Source organism: Nocardiopsis sp. LDBS1602, from assembly GCF_035818715.1.
In the GTDB taxonomy this organism is placed as follows: Bacteria; Actinomycetota; Actinomycetes; order Streptosporangiales; family Streptosporangiaceae; genus Nocardiopsis; species Nocardiopsis alba.
On sequence record NZ_JAYLVW010000015.1, the window covers coordinates 35,996 to 62,019 of the forward strand.

General features: G+C 68.9%; 17 protein-coding genes. 4 read left to right on the forward strand and 13 right to left on the reverse strand.

Features of this window, described 5'->3' with window-relative positions:
- Position 1: 1 nt before the first annotated feature.
- From U9J66_RS25545 to U9J66_RS25585, 9 genes are all read right to left on the reverse strand, one after another.
- Entirely contained in the window at positions 2-1,303 is a 1,302-nt protein-coding gene (locus tag U9J66_RS25545; protein WP_326339000.1) for an OmpA family protein, read from the reverse strand.
- Between the two features lie 112 nt (positions 1,304-1,415).
- Positions 1,416-2,366: a hypothetical protein gene (locus U9J66_RS25550; protein WP_326339001.1), complete on the reverse strand. Its 951-nt coding sequence runs from the start codon at positions 2,364-2,366 to the stop codon at positions 1,416-1,418.
- A 101-nt stretch (positions 2,367-2,467) separates the two neighbouring features.
- Positions 2,468-5,107, reverse strand: a complete 2,640-nt coding sequence (locus tag U9J66_RS25555) for a hypothetical protein (protein WP_326339002.1) — start codon at positions 5,105-5,107, stop codon at positions 2,468-2,470.
- 24 nt (positions 5,108-5,131) lie between these two features.
- Positions 5,132-5,860, reverse strand: coding sequence for a hypothetical protein (locus tag U9J66_RS25560; protein WP_161110481.1), 729 nt, complete (start codon positions 5,858-5,860; stop codon positions 5,132-5,134).
- 95 nt (positions 5,861-5,955) lie between these two features.
- The gene (locus U9J66_RS25565; protein WP_161110480.1) at positions 5,956-6,669 is read right to left on the reverse strand and encodes a Crp/Fnr family transcriptional regulator; all 714 of its coding nucleotides are present in this window, start codon (positions 6,667-6,669) and stop codon (positions 5,956-5,958) included.
- Positions 6,670-6,951: 282 nt separating this feature from the next.
- Positions 6,952-8,619 (reverse strand): ABC transporter ATP-binding protein, encoded by a 1,668-nt coding sequence (locus U9J66_RS25570; protein WP_014913413.1) that lies wholly within the window; start codon positions 8,617-8,619, stop codon positions 6,952-6,954.
- Entirely contained in the window at positions 8,616-9,500 is an 885-nt protein-coding gene (locus U9J66_RS25575; protein ID WP_014910384.1) for an ABC transporter permease, read from the reverse strand. The genes U9J66_RS25570 and U9J66_RS25575 overlap by 4 nt, the downstream gene beginning before the upstream one ends.
- A complete protein-coding gene (locus U9J66_RS25580) occupies positions 9,497-10,432 on the reverse strand; it encodes an ABC transporter permease (protein WP_014913593.1) in 936 nt (311 codons plus the stop codon). The genes U9J66_RS25575 and U9J66_RS25580 overlap by 4 nt, the downstream gene beginning before the upstream one ends.
- Positions 10,433-10,624: 192 nt before the next feature.
- On the reverse strand, positions 10,625-12,232 hold the full coding sequence (locus U9J66_RS25585) for an ABC transporter substrate-binding protein (RefSeq protein WP_014912561.1): 1,608 nt from the start codon (positions 12,230-12,232) through the stop codon (positions 10,625-10,627).
- A gap of 709 nt (positions 12,233-12,941) precedes the next feature.
- Here U9J66_RS25585 and U9J66_RS25590 point away from each other — a divergent pair.
- Positions 12,942-13,469 (forward strand): ATP-binding protein, encoded by a 528-nt coding sequence (locus U9J66_RS25590; protein WP_014912178.1) that lies wholly within the window; start codon positions 12,942-12,944, stop codon positions 13,467-13,469.
- Positions 13,470-13,530: 61 nt separating this feature from the next.
- Here the strand turns inward: U9J66_RS25590 and U9J66_RS25595 are convergent, their stop codons facing one another.
- The 4 genes from U9J66_RS25595 to hisS all read right to left on the reverse strand — a co-directional run bounded on the left by U9J66_RS25595 (position 13,531) and on the right by hisS (position 21,458).
- Complete coding sequence (locus U9J66_RS25595; RefSeq protein ID WP_014909407.1) at positions 13,531-14,373, reverse strand: AMP-binding protein; 843 nt, start codon at positions 14,371-14,373, stop codon at positions 13,531-13,533.
- 408 nt (positions 14,374-14,781) lie between these two features.
- The gene (locus U9J66_RS25600) at positions 14,782-17,310 is read right to left on the reverse strand and encodes a LuxR C-terminal-related transcriptional regulator (RefSeq protein ID WP_161112334.1); all 2,529 of its coding nucleotides are present in this window, start codon (positions 17,308-17,310) and stop codon (positions 14,782-14,784) included.
- Between the two features lie 165 nt (positions 17,311-17,475).
- On the reverse strand, positions 17,476-19,932 hold the full coding sequence (locus U9J66_RS25605) for an ATP-binding protein (protein WP_326339005.1): 2,457 nt from the start codon (positions 19,930-19,932) through the stop codon (positions 17,476-17,478).
- A 209-nt stretch (positions 19,933-20,141) separates the two neighbouring features.
- Complete coding sequence (gene hisS / locus U9J66_RS25610; RefSeq protein WP_017533625.1) at positions 20,142-21,458, reverse strand: histidine--tRNA ligase; 1,317 nt, start codon at positions 21,456-21,458, stop codon at positions 20,142-20,144.
- 757 nt (positions 21,459-22,215) lie between these two features.
- On the opposite strand from hisS, the gene U9J66_RS25615 reads away from it, so the two are divergent.
- From U9J66_RS25615 to U9J66_RS25625, 3 genes are all read left to right on the forward strand, one after another.
- Complete coding sequence (locus tag U9J66_RS25615) at positions 22,216-22,827, forward strand: GTP-binding protein (RefSeq protein ID WP_014911233.1); 612 nt, start codon at positions 22,216-22,218, stop codon at positions 22,825-22,827.
- A 236-nt stretch (positions 22,828-23,063) separates the two neighbouring features.
- On the forward strand, positions 23,064-25,370 hold the full coding sequence (secA2, locus tag U9J66_RS25620) for an accessory Sec system translocase SecA2 (RefSeq protein WP_020379935.1): 2,307 nt from the start codon (positions 23,064-23,066) through the stop codon (positions 25,368-25,370).
- Positions 25,371-25,549: 179 nt separating this feature from the next.
- Positions 25,550-25,819 (forward strand): DUF6406 domain-containing protein, encoded by a 270-nt coding sequence (locus U9J66_RS25625; protein ID WP_014911062.1) that lies wholly within the window; start codon positions 25,550-25,552, stop codon positions 25,817-25,819.
- Positions 25,820-26,024 lie beyond the last annotated feature (205 nt).

A 26,024-nucleotide genomic window follows, 5' to 3' on the forward strand; every position in this document is an offset into this window, starting at 1 on the left:
ATCACCCTTCCCCGACAGTGAAGTCCACGACCACGCGCCGGTTGGCCGCTGGACAGGGATCGTCGACGTCGTCGTTGCCGTCGTAATCGCCCGGGCAGACCGGCTCACGCGCACCCGAACCCGAGGCGGTCACATCGGTGAATCCATGCTCCCGCAGTCGGTCGGCGACGAATTCGGCCCGCCTGAGGGACAGGTCGTCGTTATAGTCGTGGTCACCCTGGGAGTCGGTGTGACCGGTGACCGCCACCGGGCCGTCGGCGCACTCCCGGTTGTGCTCGGCCAGTTCGGTCAACAGCTCCACCGCTTCCGGACGGGCCGTGGACGAGTCGTGGGGGAACAACAGGTCACCCGGTAGTTCTTGGATCTCGCACGGTTCCTGCCACGCGGGCACGAACACCGGAGGATCCTCGGGAAACCCCTTCGGTGGGCCGCCGTCCGTGACCCGGGCCTCACGGTCCACGCTCCGTGGCGGGGAGACCGAACAGGTGGCGGAAGAGGCCTCGCACAGGCCGAGCCACAGATCGCTCAACCAGGAATGGCTCTCGCGGCTGTCCCCCTCCTGCGCGTTGGTGAGCAGATGGAGGTCGACGTCGACGCCGGCCAGATCATCGGCGGGCCATTCGCCGGTGCTCCGGCAGACATCGCTCGTGCTCTCGGCCACCTCGTCCGCGGGAGCCCATTCCTCGGTGAGCTCCGTCAGGTCTACACAGCCGGTGTTGGAACGCCCATCGGTCACCACGACCAGCTGGCGCACGGTGTCGGGCCCGGTGCCTCGGACGAAGCCCGCCTCGCCGTCGGAGATCCCTCCCATCACGTCGCTGCCCGGTGCCAGTGGCCCGGCTTCGAGGGCGGCGGGCAGGTACTCCTTCTCGACACAGGAACGGAAGTCCTCGATGTCCAGTGCGACCACGTCGTCCACGCGGTCCGAGGGCGGCAGTTCCCACACGGTGTAGGCGCTCGGTACAGAGCCTCCGTCGAAGACTCCGAGCGTTACCAGGCGAGTACCCGGCAACCGGTGGAAGTCCTCGTCGACGATCAGCTCCGCCAGCCGATCGGAGAGGTCGAGAGATCCCTCTTCGGTCCGCCATAAGGAGGCCGATAGATCGAGCATCACCACACGTTCCGCGTCCACCCGCTCGGGGTCCGACACGGTGCTCTCATGCTCACAGGGTGTCGGTTCGGGCTCCGGGAACAGGGTCGCGCAGCCGCTCAGGACCATGGACAACGTCATCACCAGAATCGGTGACGTCGGTGGGCGGGTCCGAGAACCCGTGGTGCGGGGCGAGGTCTCTGCGGGGGACATGACGTTCTCCAGATAGGACGCGGATCGCTTCTTCCAGTGCGGGGCCTTCATCACCAGTGCACCGCCCGGGGTGGAACCGAACCCCCCACCAGTAGGGGGTTCGGGTTTTTCGTCACGGATCCGTGCCCTCCTCGGCCAGCCCATCGGCCCGGGTCTCAGCCAGGTCGGGTACCCCGAGGCTGTCCAGGATGCGGGTCAGCGCGGCGTCCGAGCCCAAAGCGAAGTCCATGGTCCGTACCCGCCCGTCGGAGCCGTTGGCGGCCCATAGGTATTCGGACAGCTCCGAATGCAGGCGTGTGGCCTGGCCGTGCCGCTCCATGATCTGTTCCACGATCACCTGCGCGGTCTGCTCCGGCTCGTTGCTCTGCGCCAACTGGAGGGCCAACAGTTCGGTCCAGCGTGCCTGGTTCGAGTCGCGCACGCCCATCGAGTTCAGCAGGGTGGTCAGGACGTCCTTCCAAGCGCGTTGAAGGGCTTCACGTTCGCGCAGACGCTGGTGTTGAAGGGTGCCCTCGCCCGCCGCGATGGTCACACTGGTCCAGATCTGCTGCTGGAGACTCCGGATCTCGGGCGAGGAGTTCACCCAGAGGAACACCTCCATCCGGTAGCCGTCGCTGGTGGGCACGTGGATGCCCCGTGTGCGATATCCGTCCACGCGTCCCTCGGAGGAGTCGGCGTTGGTCGGTTTGGGTACGCCCATCCGCACCTTCAGGAGATCGGGGATCACTCGGAACAGGTGCTCCTCCAGTTCGGCCGCCTGGAAGGGCGCGTAGGTCCTGGCGATGGGCCGGACGGCGGTCATCAATTCCTGACGAATGGTGGCCCGGCGCTCTTCGACGGCCTTCTCCACCCGCTCTCGGGACAGACGGACACGGCGGTCGCTATCGTCACCGACATTGGCGATCCAGACGACGTTGGCCTGGATCTCGAAGGTGAAGCCATCACCCTTGGCCGGAGTGGAGAAGGGTTTCAACGTGGGGGCGGGGACGACGAACGATTCGAACTTCGTGGGAGACGGTTCGGGTGGGGCGATGGTGCGAGGCTTCTTTTCGAACAGGCTCACGAACCATGCCCAGCGTCGGCGCCACGCGGGGGCCGACCACCACTCGCTCCACCGGCGCCGAAGTGACCGGTGGTGCCCAGAAGGGTCGGGGGAGGTGCTCTTCATCGGGGGTCTCCCTGAGGTTCCGGGAACTCCTCGGGCGCGATGCGCGTACGTAGGAGGTAGTACTTGTCGAGGCGCGCGTGAAGGTGGCGCAACCTCGGCTGGGTGTAGATCTCCTCGAACAGATCGGTGAGGAACTCACGAAGAGGCGGGACAGGGGCTCCTTCGTTCACCAGGACAGGGGCGCTCGGAAGGCCTGCGGCGGTGGGTAGAGCGGCCTGGAGGTCCCATCGGAAGAGGCGGCTCCAGGCCTTCTGGGCCGTGTCCGGGTGGCTCAGTGCCGCGATCCAGAGCGCTCGGACCCCGTTCCTGCCGCTCTCCGACAGCCCTTCGGCGCCAGTGGACAACCACAGCAGAAGGTCATAGGGCCGGTCATCTCTGTTCACCTCGGTGATCGAACCGGCTCGCTTCCGGTTCTCGGAGTCCTCCGCGCGGATCTCCGCGATGCTGAGCAGTGTGTGACACGCCAACAGGAGCAGATCCGGTGAGCCCTCCGTGGACCACCTCGCCAGTTCCCGGATGACCGGGACCCTGGCGCCGTCCTGGTAGGCGTCCGTCGCGGTGATGATCAGGACCTCGGTGTAGACCTCCGCGAGGGTGACCAGGAACGGACCGAGTTCTTCGGCGGAGTAGAGGAATGCGAATCTGCGGGTCCGCATGGCCAGATCGGCGGCGGCACGCAGAGCGGTGGTGGACTCGGAGCGGATCGGTGGGACTCGTCCGGCGTAGGTGCCATAGGTGACCATGGCCGTCATCCACCTGGGGAAGTGAGTGGAGATCGCGCCGTGGTCGTCGTCCGTATCCGTGAGTGTCGGAGATATCTGCGCGGCGTTCAGAGCCGAGGTGTCCGCCCACCGCCGAAGGCGACGCGCCACGGAGGCCACGACCCGCACACGAGGGTCGTCGGGGGGTGCCGAGGTCAGTGCTTCCGGATGAGGGGACTGGTTGAAGACCAATTTCTCCATCAACCAGGCGGCGGCCCACACACACTGCTGAGGTGAGTCGGCGCGGTTCCAGTCGCTCCACACGTCGACGGTCCGTTCGAGCACCATGTCCGGTACGTATCCGGCGATCTGGGCCAAGGCCTGCGCCGCCGACAGAACCACCGATAGCCCGTGCTCCTCGCTCTCGCACAGGAGGGCGAGCCACTCCAACAGCGGCTGCTGGGTACGCGAGTACTCATGCCAGGTCACGTGCAGTAGCGCGTCGCCGAGTTCCGGCTGAGCCAGCTCCAGGACCGATGTCCCCTCCGAGGTCTCTCGGATCGACATGTGGCGTAGCCTGCGCTCGACCGGCTCGGTGAAGAACGACGTCGCGTCCTCCGTAGCGGAGGAGTCGCCGCGCAGGATCCGCACCAGTCGTTCCGCGGCCCAACTGATCACGGCACCGGGCATCCCGCTCAAAACCGCCCCGGCCAGCACGTACGCCTGGTCTGAGGGAGAACGCTTCGGGTCGGTCGGCGCCAGGAGTTCCCTGGCCCGCCGATCCAACCAGAAGCGACGCCGGGCGCCGGCCGCCTCCCCGAGTGACGTACCGGACTCACCCCGGTCCCAACGATCGATGGTGGTGGCCAATAGCGCGGCCTCCTCCGGACACGACATCGCCGCCATCCACGAGGCCGCCGGGGAGGGGGCGAACCTTCCACGGTCCGCAGCCTCGGCCTCGGAGAGGAGCCTCTCGGCGTGCTCTCGCGGCGCCGCGTAACGTGAGGCGACGAGGTCGGTCAGATGGGCCAGCAACAGTTCCCTGGTGGCCGGTGGTTCGTGATCGATGAGTACCGCGCTCAGGTGTCGTGAGGGGGCGGGTTCGTCCACCAAGACGACCAGGCGCCGGTTCGATGCGGAGAAGGAACCGAAGGCCGTCCTGAACTCGGTGTCGGTCACGGTGCGCGGCCAGGCGTGGCCCGTAGCGTCCAAAAGGAAACACGGACCGCGTTCGGAGTCCTTGAGGTACCGGCTCACCGAGGCCAGGTCCTCACCGGGAGAGAGGATGTCGACCCGGTACGACTGTTCGGAGAGAGCGGAGCGCAACTGGTCGTCGAGACAGTACAGGGCCGTGGTGCGCCGCCCGCTCTGAGCGCGGGCCCGCAGCACCACCACATGGCGCTCTCTCAGAAGCTCGCTGATCCTCGCCTCACCGCCGGTGGGGGCGTACCGCCGACGGATGGCGATGAGGTCCTGCTCGGTGTAGTGGCCCGTGGGAGGTGCGTGCTCGGTGCCGAAGTTCAGGAAGGTGTTGTTGATGTCCCGGCCGACATGGCCGAAGTTGGCACCACGTGAACCTGAGGCGTCCGTTCGTCCGTGGGTATGGTGGCTCGCTCCGTAACCGAGATTCTGCCCGTCATGGGACATGCCCTCGCCACGTGGCTCCTGTGTGGCCCGGTTATTGAGCCACTGCCGTCTATCCAGCTCTGGAGAGCGTCGTCGACGCTGATCGGAGGGGGCCTTCTTGGATTCCTTGGGGGTTTCGGGGGTGTCCGGGAATTGCTGGGGCCCCTGCCAGAGGGGGAGTCGCCGTTCCGGACGCGGTGGCTCCGGAGGACCGGGGTCCGGCTTCTCGTCGTGGTCGGATCGCGGAGGTCGGGCGGCCGGGAGTTCCGGCGGGCCGTTCTCGGGGCTCTGCTCGTCCTTCTCGCTCATGTGGCGTGTCCCTTCGTGACCCGTTCACCCGAAGTGGTTGTTGAAGTCGCCTCCGACCCGGCCGAGGTTGGCCCCTTGAGAGTCACGGAGGTCGACCTCGGTGAAGGAGAAACCGTCCGTCGTGGGGGCGACCGGGCTTTTCCCAGGAGAGGCGCCGCGCCCGCGCTCGTCCTCTCGTACTTCGGGTACGTGTAGCCAGACGGGAGCGCTGAAGTTCTTCGCCTCGGCCGTCCTCCGGGTGAACTCCCACCGGTAGAGCTCGTGTTCGCCGTGAGCGACGACGTCGGTGTAGACGGAGTCGGAGACCGCCACCACCAGGTCGGCTTCGGGGTTATGGGCCAAGGCGTCGCGGAGCAGGTCCGAGTCGCGTACTCGGCAGGCCGCGACCACCGCGTTGCCCACGAACCCGTTGTCGCCGACCGCGATGTTCCCTTGGTCGAAGGAGACCCTGAGCCGCAGGCGGTAGGCCTCGTTACGCGAGCGGTTGTGGTGGTGCAGGGCGCTGTACAGGCCGCCTATGAAGTCCGAGATGGCCTCGGCCTCGACCGTCCCCGGCGGCAGTACGGCCAGGATCGCGTCTCCCTGGGGTTGGCGGTCCCATTCCAGGCTCCGCAGACGCTGCTCGGGGTCGGCCGCTCGCATGACCTCGGTGATCCCGGTCTGGACGTCTCGTTGTCCGTCGTGATCGCGGTGGCTGTAGCGTTCGGCATCGAAGGTGACGACAAGACGGCGCAGCGGCCGGTGCTCGATCATCTATGTCCCTGTCCCTTGCTGGGTAGACCGTCTCGGTGCGGATCCGTGAGGCGCACGTGTCTGCCATGGTTCGGGAGTCCTGCGGGAGAGATCTCCTACGAGTAGGGGATTCGGCGGGATTTCGGGGGGAACCCCGCCTGCTCCATGAGAGCGGGGACGTCGGTCACCGTGAACCTTCGGTAGCCTGTGGCGACGACGCCTCTTCCGCGCAGGTCGGTGAGCGCCTTGCTCACGGCCGCCTCGGAAGCGCTGATGATCGAGGCCAGTTCGGGCTGCGACACCCGGATTCCCAGAGCCAGGCCCTCCGGTGTCCGAACACCGTGGTCATGGAGTAGGCGGACCAGGACCCTGGCCACTCGCGCGGGGACGTCGTGACTGCTGTAGTCCAGGATGCGTTCGGTGGCCAGACGCAGTTTGGCGGCGACGGAACCTGTGATGGTGCGCGCGGCACCGGGATTGGTCTCGAGGAACGAATGGAACTCCGAGGAGGTCAGAGCCCGCGCGCTGACGGGCCCGGCCGTCTGAACGGTCGCCATGCGCGGGCTGAGGTCCAGGCCCGCGAGTTCTCCGACCAGGTCGCCTCGGGAACGCAGGGCCAGGAGAACGGTCTTGCCGTTGTAGGAGGTCGTGACGACCTTGACGTGTCCGTCCAAGAGGATCAATACGTGTGTGCTGTGTTCACCCTGACGCATGAGCGTGGTGTCCGGTGCGTAGTCCACGTGCCTTCCGAGGGCGACCAGATCTGCGCGTGCCGCTTCGCTGAAGCGGGCCAGAGGTGAACGAGCGGGCCAGGAACGTCCGCGGCTCACGTCCAATGGGTTCCCCTTCACCGAGACCGGTGGAGCGGGGCCCGGGGGTCGGTCTTCCCGCCAGCCGATCCCTCCGACTGTCACACCCAGCCTGCACAGGACCGACCGTCCATAAACGGACTATCCGGAATATGCGTATCGGTCTTCTGAGAATGGCCTGGTGGCGGGCTTTTGAGTTAGAGGATTGTAACTCTCCGGATAGGGCTCTATCACCCTGAAGACGAACGCCGAGGCAGGGCACGTGTCGGTGCCCGGCCTCGGCGTTCGTGGAATGGATCGGAGCTAGGCCTCGCGGACCTCGTCGCTCTCGGCGTCCATACCGAGACGCTCGGGGGCGCCGGGGAAGGACAGCTCGAAGTCGGGGGTGTCGGCGATCAGGGCGCGCGTGTACTCGTGCTCGGGGGACGACATCACCGTGCCGACCGGACCGTACTCCACGATCTCGCCCTTGTTGAGGATCGCCACCCGGTCGGCGATGTTGGACACCAACGCGATGTTGTGGGTGACGAACAGCAGGGCCATGCCCTCGTCCTGCAACGAACGCAGCAGCTTGACGATCTCCGCCTGCACCGAGACGTCCAGCGCCGAGGTGATCTCGTCGCACACCAGCAGGTCGGGGCGGGTCGCCACGGCGCGCGCGATGCACACGCGCTGACGCTCACCGCCGCTGAGCTGCTCGGGGAAACGATCGGCGTAGGAGGCGGGCAACGCCGCACGCTCCAGCGCCTCGGCCACGACCCGGTCGGGGGAGTCGGGGCGGCCCACCAGGTGGCGGTAGGGGCCCAGGATCTGCTCGCGGACCCGCTTGCGCGGGTTCAGCGCCTCGTACGGGTTCTGGAACACGTACTGGATCCGTCGACGCTGGTCGGCGGTGCGCCGGTAGCTGCTGGTCGCCAGCGGCGAGCCGTCGAAGAGCATCTCCCCGGAGAACTGGTGGTGCAGACCCGCCACCGAACGCGACAGGGTCGTCTTTCCCGACCCGGACTCGCCGAGCAGGGCCACGCACTCGCCGGCGGAGACCGACAGGTCGATCCCCTCCAGCACCCGGGTGCGTCCGTACCCCGCGGACAGATCGCCGATCCGCAGCAGCGGCTCGTCCGTACGGGCCTCGGGTTCCTCGTGGCCCGACGTCCGCAGCAGGGGCACCGCCATCAGCAGACGGCGCGTGTACTCGTGTCGAGGGTCGGACAGGACCTCGGTGGTACGGCCGTGCTCGACCAGCTCGCCCCGGTACATGACGGCGACGTCGTCGGCCAGGTCCGCGACCACCGCCATGTCGTGGCTGATGTACACACCGGCGGTCCCGTAGTCGCGGGTCATCGACCGGATGGTCTCCAGCACGTGCGCCTGGGTGGTCACGTCCAGACCCGTGGTCGGCTCGTCCATCACGATCAGGTCGGGACGTCCCACGAACGCCATCGCGATCGCCACGCGCTGCTGCTGTCCACCGGACAGCTGGTGCGGGTAGCGGCGCAGGAAGGCGTCGTCGTCGGGCAGCGCCACCTCGCGGAGGACCTCGCGCACCCGCTCCATCACCTGGTCCCGGCCCAGTGAGGCGTCGTGCAGGGCCTCGGAGAGCTGGACGCCCAGGCGCAGCGCGGGGTTGAGCGCCGAGGCCGGCGACTGCGGGATGTAGGCCACGGCGCGGCCTCGCAGCCGTCGCACCTGTCGCTCGGACAGCGCCGCCAGGTCGTGCTCGCCGACCCGCACCCGGCCCCGGACGATCTCCGTGGCTCGCTTGAGGTGGGCCAGCAGCGACAGGCCCAGGGTGGTCTTGCCCGACCCCGACTCGCCCACCAGACCGAGGATCTCGCCCCGGTTCACGGTCAGGGACACGTCGCTGATGATCTCGACGTCCGAGGGACGGCCGATCACCGTGATCCCGTCGACCTCCAGGACGACACCGTTCCGGGTCTCCGGTCCGGTGTTCTTCTCCGTCTGCTCCGTCACTTCTCGACCCCCCGGTCGATACCGATCGCCGCGCGGGAGAGCCCGTCGGTGATGAGGTTGGCGCCCACGGTCAGGATGGCGATCGCCGTCACGGGCAGTGCCACCGCCCACGGCTGGACCGCCATGCCCTGCCGGTTCTCGTTGATCATCAGCCCCCAGTCGGCGGTGGGCGGTTGCAGACCCATGCCGAGGAAGCCCAGCACGGCCACCACGCCGATGGAGTAGGTCAGACGCAGGCCCAGCTCCACCAGGAGCGGGCTGGTCACGTTCGGGAGGATCTCCACGACCATGATCCGCCAACGGGGCAGACCGATCGCCTCGGCCGCCTTCACGTAGTCCTGTTCGATCACCTTGCGGGTCGCCTCGCGGATCACCCGGGCCACACGCGGCATGTGCGAGACCGCGATGACGGCCACGATCAGCCAGACCTTCGGGCCGATGATCGACATCACCAGCAGCGCGGCGATGAGCTGCGGGAAGGCCAGCAGCACGTCGTTGGTCCGCATGAGGACGTCGTCCACCCAACCGCGACGGTAACCGGCGACGATGCCGACCACCGTTCCGGCGGCCACACCGATGCCCGCGGCCGCGCCGGCCAGCAGGAGCAGGGTCCATCCACCCCACAGGAAGCGGGTCAGGACGTCACGGCCGCGGTTGTCGCCGCCGAACATGGCGCCGGCGGCGTCCGCCTCGAACGGCCTGGCCACGAACTCGGTCGGGGTGTAGGGGGCGATGAAGGGGCCCACCACGGCGATCAGGACGATCAGGCCGGTCAGGACCACACCCACCTTGGTGCGGCCGAAACGCCACGCGGTGCGGAACAGACCCGGACGACGCCGGGCCGGAGCCTCGGGGACGGTGTTCGTCGAAGACGCGTTCATCGGTTCGCGACCCTCACCTTCGGGTTGGCCGCCAGCCCGATCACGTCGGCGATCAGGTTGACCAGGATGTAGATCCCCGCGATGAGCAGGACCACGGCCTGGATCAGCGGAACATCACGGTTCTCGATGGCGTCCATGAGGATCTTGCCGATACCGGGGAAGTTGAACAGGAACTCGATGGCCACCACGCCACCGGCCAGCCAGGCGAGCTGGAGGGCGACGACCTGGGCCACGGGGCCGATCGCGTTGGGGGCGGCGTGACGCCACAGCACCGTGCGCTCGGACATGCCCTTGAGTCGCGCCTGCTGCACGTACTCGCTCTCCAGGACCTCGATCATCGTCGCCCGCATCATGCGGACGATCGGCGGGGCCACGGCCAGGGCCAGGGTCAGGACGGGCAGCACCCACTGCTCGGGGCCGCCGTCACGGGCGTAGACGGACGGGAACAGGCCCAGTCCGCCGGGGCCCAGGAGGAGGATCGCCAGGATGCCGATGACGAACTCGGGGATGGAGGCGACGACCAGCGTGCCCATGGAGGAGGCGTGGTCGAAGCCGCGGTCCCGGCGCAGCGCGCTGAAGGCGCCGACGAACAGGGCGATGGGGGTCGCCACGAGGGCGGACAGTCCCATCAGGGTCATCGAGCTGCGGATGGGGTCGGCCAGGTATTCGGCGACGGGCAGCCTGTTGGAGAAGGAGGTGCCCAGGTCCCCCTGGAGGATCCCCTGGAGCCACTGGAGGTACTGCACGGCCACCGGCTGATCCAGATTGAGCTGGTCGCGGAGGGCCGCCAGACGCTCGGGGGTGGCGTCCCGGCCCAGGATGAGCTGGGCCGCGTCACCCGGCAGTGCCTGCGTGGCCGCGAAGACCACGAGCGACACCGCCCAGAGCGTCAGTGCGCCGAAGAACAGGCGGACGACGATGAGTCGAGTCATGGTGAACTTTCGGTAGCGGGCCCGAGGAGTTCCGCCGGGGGAGAGAGGAGGCGCGGGCCCGAGAGGACGGGGGTCGAAGGGAACGCTTCGGAAAGCGCGTACCCGGGGCCGGCGCCGGCCGGCCCTCTCGGGGCGCCCGCGCGCCTCCCCGAGATGGGGGAGGGCACGGGCGAACGCTCCGAAGGAGGCGACCTAGTCCTGTTCCATCCACATGGTGTGGAAGGCGTAGGAGCCCAGCGGGTGGCCGGAGACGGCGGGGGACAGGCCGTGCACCCGGACCGAGTGGGCGTCGAGCAGGTTCACGAAGCCCCACACGATGTAGCCGCCCTCTTCGTACTCGATCTCCTGGGCCTTGCGGATGAGCTCGTTGCGCTCGTCCTCGTCGGGGGTGCTACGGGCCTTCTCCAGGTACTCCAGCCACTCCTCGTGCTCGCCCCACATGGTCTCGTTGTAGGGGGCGCCCACGACGGAGCCCTGGGTGGTCTGGGTGATGTAGTTGCGGGCGCTCCAGAAGTCCTGGCCGAAGGGGTAGGGGAAGCCCTCCTCCGGGTTCCAGTAGTCGCTGGGGTTGACCCGGCGCAGGGTCACGTTCACCCCGGCCTCACGGGCCTGCTCCTGGAAGACCTCGGCGGCGGCGACCACACCGGCGCTGATGTCGGAGGTGACCAGTTCGACGTCCAGGCCGTTCTCGTGACCGGCGTCGGCCAGCAGACGCTTGGCCTCGGCGATGTCCTGCTCGCGCTGATCGAAGTCCTCGGGGTAGGACGGGTCCATGCGGGCGTACATGTCGTTGCCGATCTGGCCGTACCCGGCCAGCGCCTGGTCGACCATCTGCTGGCGGTCCACGATGAGGCGGAAGGCCTGCCGGACGCGCACGTCGTCGAAGGGCTTCTCCTCGACGTTCATGGTGAACGGCAGCCACATGCCGGTCTCGGACTCCATGATCGTCATGTTCGGGTCGCCCTCGATGATGGCGACCTGGGTGTGCGGCACCTGGCTGATGACGTGGACGTTGCCGCTGTTGAGGGCGTTGACGCGCGCGTCGTCGTCGGGGAAGTCGATGATCTCCAGCTCGTCGACGTACGGAAGGCCCTCCATATGGAAGCCCTCGTGCCGCTCGAAGACGCTGTACTCGCCGACCCGGAACTCGGCGAACTTGAAGGGGCCACAGCCGATCGGGTTCTCCGGGTCGTAGTCCACGGGGACGACGCAGTTGTAGTACTCGGCGAGAGCCTCGGGGAGGGTGACCAGCGGTTCGTCGACGTGGATGATCACGGTCCGCTCGTCGACGATCTCCAGCTTCTCGGGGTCGACGCCGGGCATGTCGCCCTTGCCGCGCTGGGGGTCGTCCGGGTCGAGGATGCGCTTGAGGGAGTAGACGACCGCCTCGGAGTCGACGGGGGAGTCGTCGTGGAAGGTCAGCCCCTCCTTGAGGACCAGGGTCCACTCGGTGGCGTCCTCGTTGGGCTCCAGGGACTCGGCCAGGTACGGCTCGATGGTGCCGTCGTTGTCGTAGCGCATCAACGCCGCGTAGAGCGCGAAGTTACGCGCGATGTCGACGTTGTCGGTGGGGTCGTGCGCGTCCAGGGTGTCGTTGGCGCCGCCGCCCGCCACACCGATCTTGAGTCGGCCGCCACGCTGGGGCTCGCCCTCCGCGCCACCGCCCGAACCGGAGTCCGATCCGCCGCAGGCGGCCAGGACCGGGGCGAGGGCCGCTCCGGCCGCTGAGGCCTTGAGGAGGCTGCGGCGGCTGGTGAGCATCTTGGACGCGGGGGTGGACTCTTCGGACAGGGACGGCACGTGGCACCTCAAAGGGACGGGGAACATCGGTCGGCCGACACGTCGATGACACGCGGTGACTGGGGGGCTGCCCCCGGGTGGTGCGGGATGCCGGCATCAAGATCCTTGTTCGCCCTACATCAAGCGTCAAACGATGCCCAGAGACCTTCGGGGTGCTCTTCGGGGAGATCCGGTGAGCGTGTCGACGCGGAGTGGGGTTCTCGCCGAAACCCGTTGTGATCAGGGCGTTCTCGCGTGGGGGAGAGGTGACTTTGCGTGTTCGGTTCTGTGCGGTCGATGAGCCGTGGTAGTGGGCTTTGGTGCCCTTGGGGCGCCCGGTGTTGTTTCACCATCGTTGTCCCCAGGAAGCGAAAACGTGGTGTTTAAGAGAGTTTTTTTCGTCTTTGCCAGGGGGTCGATCACTCTGGGTAGTTCTCCCGAGTTCAGGGGGGAGGGCTATCGCATACCCTTCGGGGGGTCGGGGGGTTCCGGCGGTCCCCATGGGGAGGATTGTGACAGCGCATTGCCAACGTGTTGCACCTCACAGGCATCTCTTCAGGGGCCGGACTGTTTCCTTTGTGCACATCGGGGAGGACACGGGAGGGGCTTTTGTGGCCAATACCCGGCGCCACGAACGCGGGTGTGCTGTTCTGGACTCGGTACACCCTTGTCTAAGGTGAGTGCGGACGGCGCGACCCGCGCGCCCGACGCGGGTGATTGGAGTGACCGGATGGCTGAGGCGAGGCAACTCCGGGACTATGTGCCCGCGGAGGCTCCGGAGGCCGCGTCATCGACGGCGCCGACGATCGACGTCGGCGATCTGACGGGTGGGGTCACCGACCACACCGTGTGGAGTTGCGCGGGGAACCTGACCGCCGTGCGTTCCATCCGCGCCCGCGTTCGTGAGTTCCTCACCCGCACCGGACACTCCGAGGGCGCTCTGGACGACGCCGAGTTGGCCGTGAGCGAGCTGGCGACCAACGCCCTGCTGCACTCCCGCTCCGGGCAGAGCGGCGGTGTCATGACCCTGTTCATCCGCTCCGACGAGCAGCGCCTGAGGGTGGCCGTCGCCGACCAGGGCGCGCGTGAGCCCGAGGGCGTGGCGGACGAGCACACCCGTGAGGACGGCGACGACTACGGTCGCGGCAAGCTCATCGTGGACAACTGCGCCACGCGCAGCGGCGAGTACTGGAGCGACGCCACGCACGTGGCCTGGTTCGAGATCGACGACGAGGGATCGGCCGCGCGGGACTCCTGAGTCCGGGCGCGAGGGTGGGCCCTCGACCCCCCCTCTCATCACCGCGCGGGGCGGCCTCCCGCTACCGCGGACGGTCGGGCCGGGAGATCCTGGTGGGCTCGGGCGAGCACTCGACCGTGACGCTCCGTCCCTCGGGGGGCGGGCAGTCGTCCCCGGCCACCACGCAGGCGCCGGTCCACAGGGCCAGCGCGACCAGGGCGTGCCGGGTGGCCTCGTCCCCGCGCCGATCGACCCCGACGACGTCGTCGGGGGTCAGCGCCAGCTCCTCGCGCAGTTCGGCGAAGCGGGCCAGCAGGTCGTGGTGGGTGTACAGGGTGGTGAACATACCGTCGCCGGTGTTCTCGTAACCCAGGAGACCGTTGTCGAAGAGCCCGCGGGCCGGGCTGTAGCCGTTCCCGTCGGGGCTCGGCAGCAGGAGTTCGGCGAAGGGCGTGGTGCCCAGCGCCGAACCGAAGGTGATGATCTGCCGTACCCGGGAGCGCTCGGCCAGTTCGAGCCCGCGTTCGGCCATGTCCTCGCTGACGAACAGGAGCCGGGCGTCGGTCTCGGCCAGCGCCGAGCACTGTGTCTCGGGGTCCGATTCGGGAAGCACGGTCAGGGCGCGCCCGCCGACCGCCATCACGGTGTAGGAGGCCAGGAAACGGTCGGGGGAGACCGGGGCGAGAACGCCCACCACGTCTCCCAGGCACAGCCCGCGACGGCTCAGCCCCGCCGCCGCCTGTTCGATGGTCGCGGCGAAGGCCAGTGCGTCGGTGCGTCCCGAGCCGCCCCTGATCGTCCCCCCTCGACCGGAGCGCAGTCGTAGCCGCTCGCAAAGGCCTCCGGTGAGGGAGCCGATCGGGTCGTCCCGGCGCGGAAGGTGCCGGCCCGGTCGTCCGGTTCCAGAAGACAGCCCTACCCCCATGCGTTCCCCCAGTCGGCGTCGTATGCGCGGGTGCGCCCCGGGCTCGTCACGCCCCCTCCGCGTGGCGAGCCCGGAGGCGCCGTGCCGGTGTCTCGCGGCGAGGTCCCTCCCCAGGTTCTCCCTCGCGCCGGCACGGTCACCCACCGATCCCGAGGGCCACCTCGAGACCGAAGGCCGGTCGGAACGCCGGTGTGCGGCCCGGTCTCCGACGGCCGGTAGGGGAACACGCCCCCGCTCGCCCGGGCGATGTCGTGAGTGTGTTCTCCCATGGCTGGAAGCCTAGCGCTTTCACAGTCAAATGCACATGCATCTTGCCATGCATGTGCATATGTAGATTCTGGGCAGGAGTGGTCTACACAGCCCTCGTACGAGGGAGTGCGGACGCGTCTCGGGGCGTCCACGAGAGGCTCAACCGGCCTGGTGGAGCTCCACCCACGCGGTGATCTGCGTGCGGGAATGGAACCCCATCTTGCGGTTGATGTTGGCGACGTGCCGCGCGGCCGTCGACGGGGTGATGAACAGCGTTCGGGCGATCTCCGGGTTGCTCTTGCCGGTACTGACCAGACGCGCGATCTCCAGCTCCCGCTTGGTGAGGCTCTCCTGGGGGCTGGTCGTCTCCGGAGAATGCGTCGGACCGGTCGGCCGACGGGCGGCCCGCTTCCGAGGACGGGAGGGCTCGGGCTCCTCGGTCCGGCGCCGGGGCGCCATGGGCGCGCGCCGTCCCTCCTCGGCGAGTCGCTCGGCCTCGGCGACCACCTCGGTCTGTCCGAGGAGACGTCCCTGCTCCCACCACGCCACCAACTGCCGTCGACGGCGACGGACCCGCTCCACGTCGACGAACGGCCACGGGGCGCCGTGGGCGGGCAGCCCCACCCGCTCGCGCAGGGCGACCGCGGCCCCGGCCAGCCGGCAGGCGGGCTCGCGCAGCCCGTTCTCGAACGCCAGACGGGCGATGGAGAGCAGACTTCGGGCGGCCTCCGCCCGCTGGCCGCTCTGATGGCTGAGCAGGAGCCCCTCGCTCAGGTAGTCATAGGCCTGACCGATCGATCCCTGGGCGTGCGCCACCCGGCCGATCCCCGACAGGCACCGCGCCTCCTCCGCCGTCGCGCCGATCAGTCGCTGGGTGTCCAGGGCCTCCCGGTAACAACGGTCGGCGGTCATCAGATCGCCGTTGGCCTCGGCGGCCCGGGCCTGCCCGATCAGGATCACCCCGACACCCCAGCGGTGGTCGATCCCCCGCAGCAGCGTCAACGCGGCGTTGTAGTGGTGGTCGGCGGTCGGGTAGTCACCCTGACGGGCCACCAGGACCGCCCGGGTGCCCAGGGCGATCGCCTCGCCCCACAGGTCACCGGACTCCCGGCACAGCCGCAAGGCCTCCTCCACCCGCACCGAGGCCCGGTCGGTCCGGTGCTCGCGGACCTCCACCAGGGCCAGCAGGTTCAGCGAGGTGCGGACGAACGTGTCGTCGCCGTTCTCCCGGCACAGCCGGAGCCCCTCCTCACCCAGGGACAGGGCCAGGTCGTGGTCGCGACGGACCCGGGCCAGTTGGGCCCGGCCCACCAGTGCCCGCGCCCGAGAGGGGGCCTTGTCGGCCTCCTCCAGCGCCAGCAGCCGGTCCATCCAGTGGGCGCCCTCCGAGTAGTTGTTGTGACTCACCCAGTGCGCCACCAGACTCACGCACAGCCGTAGACCCGACTCCGCCGCGCCGCGCTGGTGCGACCGGCGCAACAGGGAACGCAGGGTGTCGTACTCGGCGATCACCCGCTGACGGCCGGAGTCCCGCTCGGACCAGGACATCGAACGGCTCGACTCCAGCTTGCGCCCCAGGTCCTCCACCAGGAGCAGCATCCGCTCCAGAAGACGGTCCTGGAAGGTGTCGGACTCGCCCGCGGCGATGAGCCGTTCCTCGGCGAACCTGCGCACGGCCTCGGGCAGCCGGTAGCGCACCCGCCCCTCGAACTCGCCGGTCACCGTGATGAGAGAACGGTCCAACAGGGAGGTGAGCAGATCCAGGATGTCCGTCTCGGGCAGGTCCTCGTCGGAGCACACCTGTTCGGCCAGCTCCAGATCCCACCCGCGGAACACCGACAGACGCCGCAGCAGCACCCGCTCGGGCTCCGGAAGGCCCAGGTAGACGTAGTCCAACACCAACGGCAGCACCTGATTGCGGGTGACCGCCTGCCCCGGCCCGGGCAGCGCCTCGGGGGAGGAGAGGTGGTCGTGCACCCCGCGGAACAGCTCGTACACACCCCGCTCCGGCGCGGCCGCGCCGAGCACCTCGATCCCCAACGGCATCCCGCCGGCCAGGGCGCACAGGGCCGCCACCGTCTCCGACTCCGCCGGAGAAACGGTGAACCGGGGGTCTCGCGCACGCGCGCGGTCCATGAACAGCCGCACCGGTTCGGCCGTGGTCGGGTCGGGCGGCGGCGCGTTGCGCGCGGTCGGCGGCAGGGACATCGGCGGGACCATCCACACCGTTCCGCCCGAGAGCCGCACCGGCTGTTCACTGGTGAGCAGTAACGTCACCGAGGGGCAGGACTCCAACAGGGCCTCGCCGACCTCGGTCACCTCGGCGGCCACGTGCTCGCACGAGTCCAGGATCAGCAGCAGACGCCGGTCGCGCAGGGCCTCGGTCACGGTGATGGCCAGAGGCTGCCCCGGTTCCTCGACCACGCCCACCGCCTCGGCGATCCGGGCGTGGACCTCCAGCCCTGTTCGGACATCGGTGAGATCGGCGAACCACACCCCGTCCGGGAAGGACACGGTGGACTGTTCGGCCACGCGCAGGGCCAGCCGCGTCTTGCCGATGCCGTCGACACCGCGGATGTTCACCGAGCGGCCGGTACCGAGCAGGTGGAGCAGATCGCTCAGATCCGGTTCCCTGCCAACGAAGCCGGTGCCCGGCCGGGGGAGGTTGTGCCGCGCCGGCGCGGTCAAAGGTGCCATGGCCTTCACATGTAGGGGCTGTCGGGGGTCGGCCGCACCGCCGATGACCGGGTGATCGAGGGGTGGGCGTCATCGAGAGGGGCGGTGCTGCTTGGGCTTTCTGGTTTAGCGGGTGCACGCGCACTGTGCAAGTGCCCCGGCGTGTTCTCGGCGGGTTCACCCGGGTTCGCGGGGTGCGGCCCAGCCGGTCAACTGCGTCCGGGACGAAATCGAAAGTTTTCTGAAGATGTTCGCGATATGGCGGGCCGCGGTGGCCTGGCTGATGGTCAGCTCCTCGGCGATCTCACGGTTGGACAGACCCCGTTCTGCCAGGGTGGCGATCTCGCGTTCGCGCGGGGTCAGGGAGTCGGGCCCGCTCGGCCGCGCGCCCTGGGGGCGGGGGAAGGCCAGGGCCCGATCACGGATCTGTTCCAGAGGCAGTGACCGCCAGGCGTCCCAGGCCTGGGCGGCCGGACCCGCGCCCACCCTGCGTTCCACCGCGGAACGCAGCCGGACGGTCTCGGCCGAGGGCCGGTCCAACGAGGTGCGCAGGTCGGCGGCCACACCGGCGAGCGCGGCGGCGCGGCTGGACTCCTCCTCGGCCAGGGCGAGCTCGGCCAGGGCCTCCAAGGCCCGGGCCACCGCGATCCGACGACCGGAGGTGAAACCGACCCGTAGACAGCGGGCCAGCGGGGCGCGCGCGGAGAGGGGATCGTGCCTGGCCAGGTGGAGCCGGCCCAGGTCGGCCGCGCAGTGCGCGAACGCCAGGTCCGAGGGCATGTCGCCGAAGATCTCCAAAGCCTCCGACAGCAGGGCCTCGGCGCCCTCGTGGTCGCCGGCCTCGACCGCGATCGAACCCAGCTCGTGCAGACAGCGGGCCTGGCTCCAGTGATCGTTCAGCCGGCGGGCCTTCTCCAGACCCTCCTCCAGATGGCCGACGGCCTCCTCCGGGCAACCCCGGCGCCGCGCCAGACGGGCCAGGACCCTCAGGGCGATGCCCTCGGTCAGATGGTCGCCGGCCTCGGCCACCCACTCCAGGGAACGACGGGCCCGGCGTTCCCCCTCCTCCAGGGCACCGGTGCGCAGAGACAGCGCGGCCAGGGTCGCCAGCGCGGAGGCGGCGGCCGCGGCGTCGCGACAGGCACGGGCCGCCTCCAACGCGCACAGGGCGAGGGTGGCGACCCGAGGGGCCGGGTCCACGTCCAGGCGCAGCTCGGCGCGCAGGGCCAGGGCGCGGGCCCGCAGCGGCGGCGACTGGGAGTCGGGGTCGCGCTCCAGGGCCTGTTCCAGCAGTCGGCTGCCCTCGGCGGTCAGGTCCCGCACCAGCCAGTAGGAGCGCAGCGCCACGCACACGCGCAGCGCGTCGTCCGAGCGCCCCTTGGCCAGGGCCCACAGGACCACCCGGGCGTGGTTCTCACGGTGGTGGTCCTGCATGCGCAGCCGGCCCAGCCGCTCGGACCATTCCAGAGGGCCCTCGCCGGTCTTGGCGGCCCGCTCCAGACGGTCGATGGTGAAGGCCAGGTAGCGGCTCCAACGCTCCTCGCCGTCCCCGTTCTCCACCAGACGTTCGGCGGCGTAGGCGCGCACGGTCTCGGTCAGCCGGTAGTGGGCGGTCCCGTCGATCTCGGCGTCCATCACCACCAGCGACTTGTCCAACAGGGAGAAGTGCAGCGGCAGGATGTCGGTGGCCTCCACGCCCTCGCCGGAGCAGACCTCCTCCGCCATCTCCAGGTACCAACTGGAGAAGACCGACAACCGGTGCAGGAGGGCGCGCTCGGCGTCGGTGAGCATGCCGTGACTCCACTCCAGCACGGCGCGCAGGGTGCGCTGACGTTCCGGGAGGTGTCCGGCGCCGTCGCCGCTCAGGAGCCGGAAGCGGTCGTCCAGGCGGCGCAGGATCTGTTGCACGGACAGGACCCGGACCCGGGCGGCGGCCAGCTCGATGGCCAAGGGCATGCCGTCGAGCATCCGGCAGATCTCCGCGATGTAGCCGGAGTTCTCCCGGGTCATCTCGAAACCGGAGCGGGCGGCGTGCGCGCGGGTCAGGAACAGCCGCACCGACTCGTAGCGCTGGGCGTCGCGCCGGGGGATGGGCACCGGGACGGCGGCGTAGGGGTCGGTGGGCGTGGGCCGTGAGGGCAGCGAGAGCGGGGGGACCCGCCAGATGTTCTCCTCGGGCACGTGCAGCGGCTGGCGACTGGTCGCCAGGATGCGCACCCTCGGACAGTCGCGCAGCACGGCCCGGCACAGCTCCGCCATCGGACCCACCGCGTGCTCGCAGGTGTCCAGGAGCAGCAGCAGGTGCTGGGTCCGCAGGGCCGTGATGATCCCGTCCAACAGGGTCGCCGAGTCGCCCTGGACCGCGTTCAGGCCCGCGGCGACCGTGCGCAGCGCCTGCTCGTGGGTGGAGGCCTCGCTCAGATCGATGAACCGCACACCGTCGGGGAAACGACGCAGTACACGCTCGGCCAGGTGGAGGGCGAGCCTGGTCTTGCCGATCCCCCCGGTGCCGGTCAGGGTGACCATCCGGGCGGTATCGAGCAGACGACCCAGGTCGACGATGTCGCGTTCACGGCCGACGAATCGGATGAACTCACCGGCGGACAGGGGAAGGTTGTGGCGAGGTGGAGACATGGCCTCGATTACTAGGACACCGAAGTCGGTCGCCCACGGGCGGGGTGCGGTCGCGGGGCGGCCCGTCCCAGTCTGGCACCCGGTACCCGGGACTGTCTCGGGAATGGCCGGTTCCGGCACGGACGGTGGAAAACCGCCCATGCCGGTCCGCGACCTGCTAGGGGGCGGAGGGGAGGGGGCGGCGACGCCCCCTCCGAGGGTTCACGGGATCAGCGGGGGGACCAGGTGGTCGGATCGGCCGTGACCTGCTCGCCTCCGTCCATGTCCTTGACCTCGTGGTCGCCGCCCTCCTCGAAGGGCGGGAACCACACGAAGGGGATGCCCTTCTTGGACGCGTACTGGATCTGCTTGCCGACCTTGCTCGTGGAGTGGAAGACCTCGGTGTTGAGGCCCCGCGCGCGCAGCAGTTCACCGGTGCGCAGCGCCTCCGCGCGCCGTTCGGCGTTGGGGACCACCACCATCACGTCGGTGGGGCACACCCGGCCGCCCTCGATGCGCCCCTCGGCGACGAGCTTGGCGAAGATGCGGGTCAGCCCGATGGAGATGCCCACCCCGGGGAGCCGGCGGCGGATGAACTGCCCGGCGAGGTTCTCGTAGCGCCCTCCCGCGCAGATGCTGCCGTAACCGGGGTCGTCGTCGAAGGAGGCCTCGTAGACGGTGCCGGTGTAGTAGTCCAGGCCGCGTGCGATGGACAGGTCGGCGACCACGTCGCCCCGGGGCAGGTCGGCCAGGTCGTTCATGACGAACGCCAGCTCCTCCAGCCCCTCGTCGAGCAGCTCCGAGCGCACCCCGAGCTCTCGCACCTTGGCCACCACGTCGGGGCCGTCGCCCTTGAGACGGGCCAAGGCCAGACAGGGCTCGATCCGCTCGTCGGTCAGTCCCTCGGCGGACAGGATCTCCCGCACGCCCTCGTCCCCGATCTTGTGGAGCTTGTCCACCGCGCGGATGACCGCGATCGGGTCCTCGATGCCCAGCCCCTCGTAGAAGCCCTGGAGCACCTTGCGGTTGTTGACGTTGAGCGTCCAGGCGGGGATGTCGAGACCGCTGAGCACCCGGTGCACGATGCGCGGGAGCTCGGCGTCGAAGTGCAGTGGGACCGAGTCGACGTTGATGACGTCGATGTCGCACTGGGTGAACTCGCGGAACCGGCCCTCCTGCGGACGCTCGCCGCGCCACACACGCTGCATCTGGTAGCGCTTGAACGGGAAGGTCAGCTCGTTGAAGTGCTGGGCGACGTAGCGGGCGAAGGGCACGGTCAGGTCGAAGTGCAGCCCGAGCCTGGCGTCGGAGTCGTCCTTGGCGTCGGCCTGGAGACGGTGCAGGGTGTAGACCTCCTGGGAGGTCTCGCCCTTGGCCATCAACACGTCCAGGTTCTCCACGGAGGGCGTCTCGACGGAGGCGAAGCCGAAGGACTCGAACCCGGCGCGGATATGGTCCAGCCAGCGCTGCTCCACGGCCCGGACCTGTGGGGTCCACTCGGGGAAACCGCTGATGGGAGTGGGGCGGACGACGCGCTGCTCGGACATGTGGGGTTCTCGGCTCCCTCGGGAGTGGTGTGGCTGGTCTGATCGCCGCCCGGCGCCCGCCCCGGTGTCGCGCGCGTGCGCGATGAGGACCGGTCGGGGAGGGGGCGGCGCGTCCATCCTACGCATTGGGGCGCGAAGGGGTGGCGGAGAAGAGGGAGCGGGAGGCGGGCCGCCACCGGCCCACGTGGACGGTTGTGGGCCGGTGGGGCTCTGAACGCCCTGACGGGGTGGTACGGCCGGCCCGACGTCGAAGAGCGAGACGTCGGTCGTGGTCGTGCGCCCCAAGGCGCCGCCGGGCCCCGTGGGGTCGTTCGCTCGTGCCAGGAGTCGTCGACGACCGCACTCGGTGGGTGCCCTGGACTCCACCGTAGATGCAGGGGGCTGCTCCGGACAGGGATCGGCGCGGCCGAAAGCGGCCGAAAATGGCCGCTCACAATGTCGTAAAGTCGACCTTCCAGGGTACGCCCATGTGCTTATCTGACTACGTTCCGTCTCGGAGTACGGACACGTCGCCACGAGGTGGACATCCCGCCTCAAGACCCTGTCAACTGCGCGTTGACCGTTACAGCCGCCCTTGTCGGTGTTCGTGGTGGTGTTCCCCACTCTGCCGAAAACCCGGACTCCATCGCCGTCCGGTGTTAGGTTCCAGGGGCGGATCCTCCTACGGAGGCTCGGACCCGGAGAGGATCCGCGCCCCTCCAGACCGGGTCGTGAGCCAACCGTCCCTGCAGACCCGGCACTCTCGCTAGGACAAACTGTGATCCACTCAGCCAACAGCACGAACAACGCCCACGCCCCCACCGCACTGTCGACCAAGATCATCATCGCCGGGGGCTTCGGGGTCGGTAAGACCACGTTCGTCGGTGCTGTCTCCGAGATCCCTCCGGTCCGCACCGAAGCGGCCGTGACCGCGGCCAGCGCCGGAGTGGACGACCTTTCGCACACCCCTGACAAGACCAGCACCACGGTGGCCATGGACTTCGGCCGCATCTCGCTCGACACCGACCTGACCCTCTTCCTGTTCGGTACGCCCGGACAGCAACGCTTCTGGTTCATGTGGGACGAGCTGGTCCGCGGCGCGCTCGGAGCGGTCATCCTCGCCGACACCCGTCGCCTGGAGGACACCTTCCAGGCCCTGGACTACTTCGAGCGCCAGTACAAGCTCCCCTTCGTGGTGGCCGTCAACGAGTTCGACCCGGAGATGGCCTACAGCGCCGACGAGCTGCGCGACGCCCTCGACCTCACCGCCGACGTGCCGGTCGTCTACTGCGACGCCCGTGACCGCAAGTCCGTGGTCAAGGTCCTGCTGACCCTGGTCAAGCACGCCATGGCCGTGGAGGCCCGTCAGCGTATCCGTCAGCTCGCCTGACCGTTCCGTCCCTCCTCCGAACCCCTTCGGTTCCGCCCCTCCCGCGCCCGCCACCGTTCTTCACGGACCCTCCTGGCGTGGCCCTCCTCCCCTCCGACGTTCTCGGGACACGTCGCATCACTTATGAAGCTGATTGTTCCTTTTGGGTTGTTCTGTGCCTGTCGTGCGGACAAAGGACGGCCCGAGGGGAACCAATCGCTTGTGCCCGGCGTTACCCTGGCGTGGTGTTCGGACGAATGGCGGAAAGCGTCCGCCGCCTACTGGGCAAGCCCGGTGCGGTGGACCTGCGGCCCTATACCAAGCTCCTGCCGGCGATCGAGGCCGAAGAGGAGGGCCTGCGTGAACTCGGCGATGCCGAGCTGAAGGAGAAGGCCATCCAACTCGGCTACGCCGAGCTCCCCTACTCTCCGGCCGACCTCGTCGACCTGTGCGCCGTGGGCCGTGAGGCCGCGCGCCGCACGCTCGGCGAGCGGCCGTTCGACGTCCAGCTCCTCGGAGTCATGGCGTTGCTCGACGGCCACGTGACCGAGATGGCCACCGGTGAGGGCAAGACGCTCGCCGGTGCCCTGGCCGCGGCCGGTTTCGCCCTGCGGGGCAAGCGTGTGCACGTGCTCAGCGTCAACGACTACCTCGCCCGACGCGACGCCGACTGGATGCGACCGCTCTACGGCATGCTCGGCGTCACCGTCGGCTGGATCAACGAGGACTCCGACACCGAGGAGCGCAAGAGCGCCTACGGTCGCGACGTCACCTACGCGGCCGTCAGCGAACTCGGTTTCGACGTCCTGCGCGACCGTATGGTCACCGACGCCGACGACCGCGTGGTCCCCGAACCCCACGTCGCCATCATCGACGAGGCGGACTCCGTGCTCGTCGACGAGGCGCGCGTGCCCCTGGTCCTCGCCGGGGCCGCCGAGAGCGTCCCCGCCGACATCGAGATGGCCGACGTGGTGCGCGACCTCAAACCGCGTCTGCACTACGAGGTCGATGGCGAGGGTCGCAACGTCCAGCTCACCGACGCCGGTATCGACGCCGTGGAGAAGGCCCTCGGCGGTGTCGACCTGTACGCGGAGGACGACTCCTCCCTCCTGCCCCAGGTCAACCTCGCCCTGCACGCCCAGGTGCTGCTCCAGCGCGACGTCCACTACGTGGTGCGCGACGGCGAGGTGCGCATCATCAACGAGTCGCGCGGCCGGATCGCCCTGCTCCAGCGCTGGCCGGACGGCCTTCAGGCCGCCGTCGAGGCCAAGGAGAAGGTGGCGATCAGCGAGACCGGCGAGATCCTGGACTCCATCACCGTCCAGGCCCTGGTCATGCGCTACCCGACGCTCGCCGGTATGACCGGTACCGCCATGTCGGTCGCCGAGCAGCTGCGCGAGTTCTACGAGCTGGAGGTGGCGGTCGTCCCCTCCAACAAGCCGAACATCCGTGAGGACCACGGGACCCGGCTGTACGCCACGCGCGAGGAGAAGGAGGACGCCCTCATCGCGCGGGCGGAGGAGGTCCACAAGAGCGGCCGCCCCATCCTCATCGGCACACAGGACGTCGCCGAGTCCGAGCTCCTGGCCGACCGGCTGCGCGAGGCGGGGCTGGAGTGCGTCGTCCTCAACGCCAAGAACGACGCCGACGAGGCCTCCATCATCGCCGAGGCGGGCACCTACGGCGCGGTCACCGTCTCCACCCAGATGGCCGGTCGCGGAACCGACATCCGGCTCGGTGGCAGCGACATGTCCGACCGCGACCGGGTGGTCGAGGCCGGCGGTCTGTTCGTGATGGGCTTCGGCCGCTACCCCAGCAGCCGTCTGGACGGACAGCTCCGCGGGCGCGCCGGACGTCAGGGAGACCCCGGCGACTCCATCTTCTTCGTCAGCATGGACGACGACCTGCTGGTCGAGCACGCGTCGGAGACCACCGGCTACACGACCACGGCCCTGGGCGAGATCACCGACGAGGCCTGGCTGGCGGTGGTCGACCACGCGCAGCGGGTCTCCGAGGGACGCCTGCTGGAGGTCCACCGCAACACCTGGCGTTACAACAAGCTCATCGACGTGCAGCGCGAGGTGGTCCTGGAACACCGCGAACTGGTCCTCACCGGTGACCAGGGGGATCGGCACGTCAAGCTCGACCGCAAGGAACGGCACGAGGAACTGGTCGAGGAGCTGGACGCCGAACGCGTCGCCGCGGCGGCCCGGCTGATCACGCTCTACCACCTGGACCGGGGCTGGACCGACCACAACGCGTTCCTGTCGGAGCTGCGGGAGGGCATCCACCTGCGGTACCTGGGGCGCCGTGACCCGCTGGACGAGTTCAACCGCGAGGCGGTCCCGGTCTTCAAGGGCTTCCTCGACCAGGCGCGCGCACGGGCCGCCGAGAGCTTCGCCGAACTGGAGGTCGTCGACGGGGAGCTCGACGTGAGCTCGGTCGGGGTGAAACGGCCTTCGATGACGTGGACCTACATGGTCCACGACCACCCCTTCAGCTCCGCGCTGGAGACCCTGGTGGGCCGTCTCAAGGGCGACCGGGGTTCGAGTAACGGCGGCTGAGCCATTCCCTGCGTTCTCGCTCGCGCGGGTCAGGACTAAAGTCCTAGCCCGCGCATTACTTTTGTCGTCTATTCTGATGAAACGCTGAACCAGGTCCTCCCTTGCCCATGTAATGGTGGGGAGAGGGTTAATATGGATGCGTTTTCAATGGATCCGAGACGGTTGGGACTGAATCCACGTTGGTTCACGAGATCGGTGCGCAGGAGAAGATCAGTTACGGGCGCAACGACCGCTTCGCCGGCGGTCCCGTCGGTGGTGGCAGTTTCTGGATCGACGACGACGGCCGCCCGGTGGCCAAGATCGGTGGTCCGAAGGAGTGGCGACCCACGCCCATGATCGACGTTCGTGTGGGCGATGTCTTCAGCATCGGAGGTCAGGCGTGGCGGGTCACTGAAATAGTGGACGCCGATTCGCCGGGAGCGTATCTACTGGCCACCAGGGTCAGTTGACCTCGACCTTCGAGCACACAGGTCGTTCTCTCCGGCCTCCGCCGGAATGCAACCCCCCGCAACCTTTCCCCCGAAGGTTGCCGAGGGTAGTGGCTTATGTTTTTCCGGCGGGGGCTTTTTCTGTTTCGCCGATTTTCGGGTGAGCCGTTCTGCGGGGCCCGTGGCCGGTGGATGTGGCCGGTCAGGCCGCAAAGGCGGGGTCACA

Excerpts from the sequence above, each read along its gene's own strand:
- secA2 (WP_020379935.1), top strand. The coding sequence starts at position 23,064 with ATGGCGGAAAGCGTCCGCCGCCTACTGGGCAAGCCCGGTGCGGTGGAC.
- U9J66_RS25595 (WP_014909407.1), bottom strand. The coding sequence starts at position 14,373 with ATGGGGGTAGGGCTGTCTTCTGGAACCGGACGACCGGGCCGGCACCTT.
- hisS (WP_017533625.1), bottom strand. The coding sequence starts at position 21,458 with ATGTCCGAGCAGCGCGTCGTCCGCCCCACTCCCATCAGCGGTTTCCCC.
- U9J66_RS25545 (WP_326339000.1), bottom strand. The coding sequence starts at position 1,303 with ATGTCCCCCGCAGAGACCTCGCCCCGCACCACGGGTTCTCGGACCCGC.
- U9J66_RS25590 (WP_014912178.1), top strand. The coding sequence starts at position 12,942 with ATGGCTGAGGCGAGGCAACTCCGGGACTATGTGCCCGCGGAGGCTCCG.
- U9J66_RS25575 (WP_014910384.1), bottom strand. The coding sequence starts at position 9,500 with ATGAACGCGTCTTCGACGAACACCGTCCCCGAGGCTCCGGCCCGGCGT.
- U9J66_RS25605 (WP_326339005.1), bottom strand. The coding sequence starts at position 19,932 with ATGTCTCCACCTCGCCACAACCTTCCCCTGTCCGCCGGTGAGTTCATC.
- U9J66_RS25580 (WP_014913593.1), bottom strand. The coding sequence starts at position 10,432 with ATGACTCGACTCATCGTCGTCCGCCTGTTCTTCGGCGCACTGACGCTC.
- U9J66_RS25555 (WP_326339002.1), bottom strand. The coding sequence starts at position 5,107 with ATGAGCGAGAAGGACGAGCAGAGCCCCGAGAACGGCCCGCCGGAACTC.
- U9J66_RS25560 (WP_161110481.1), bottom strand. The coding sequence starts at position 5,860 with ATGATCGAGCACCGGCCGCTGCGCCGTCTTGTCGTCACCTTCGATGCC.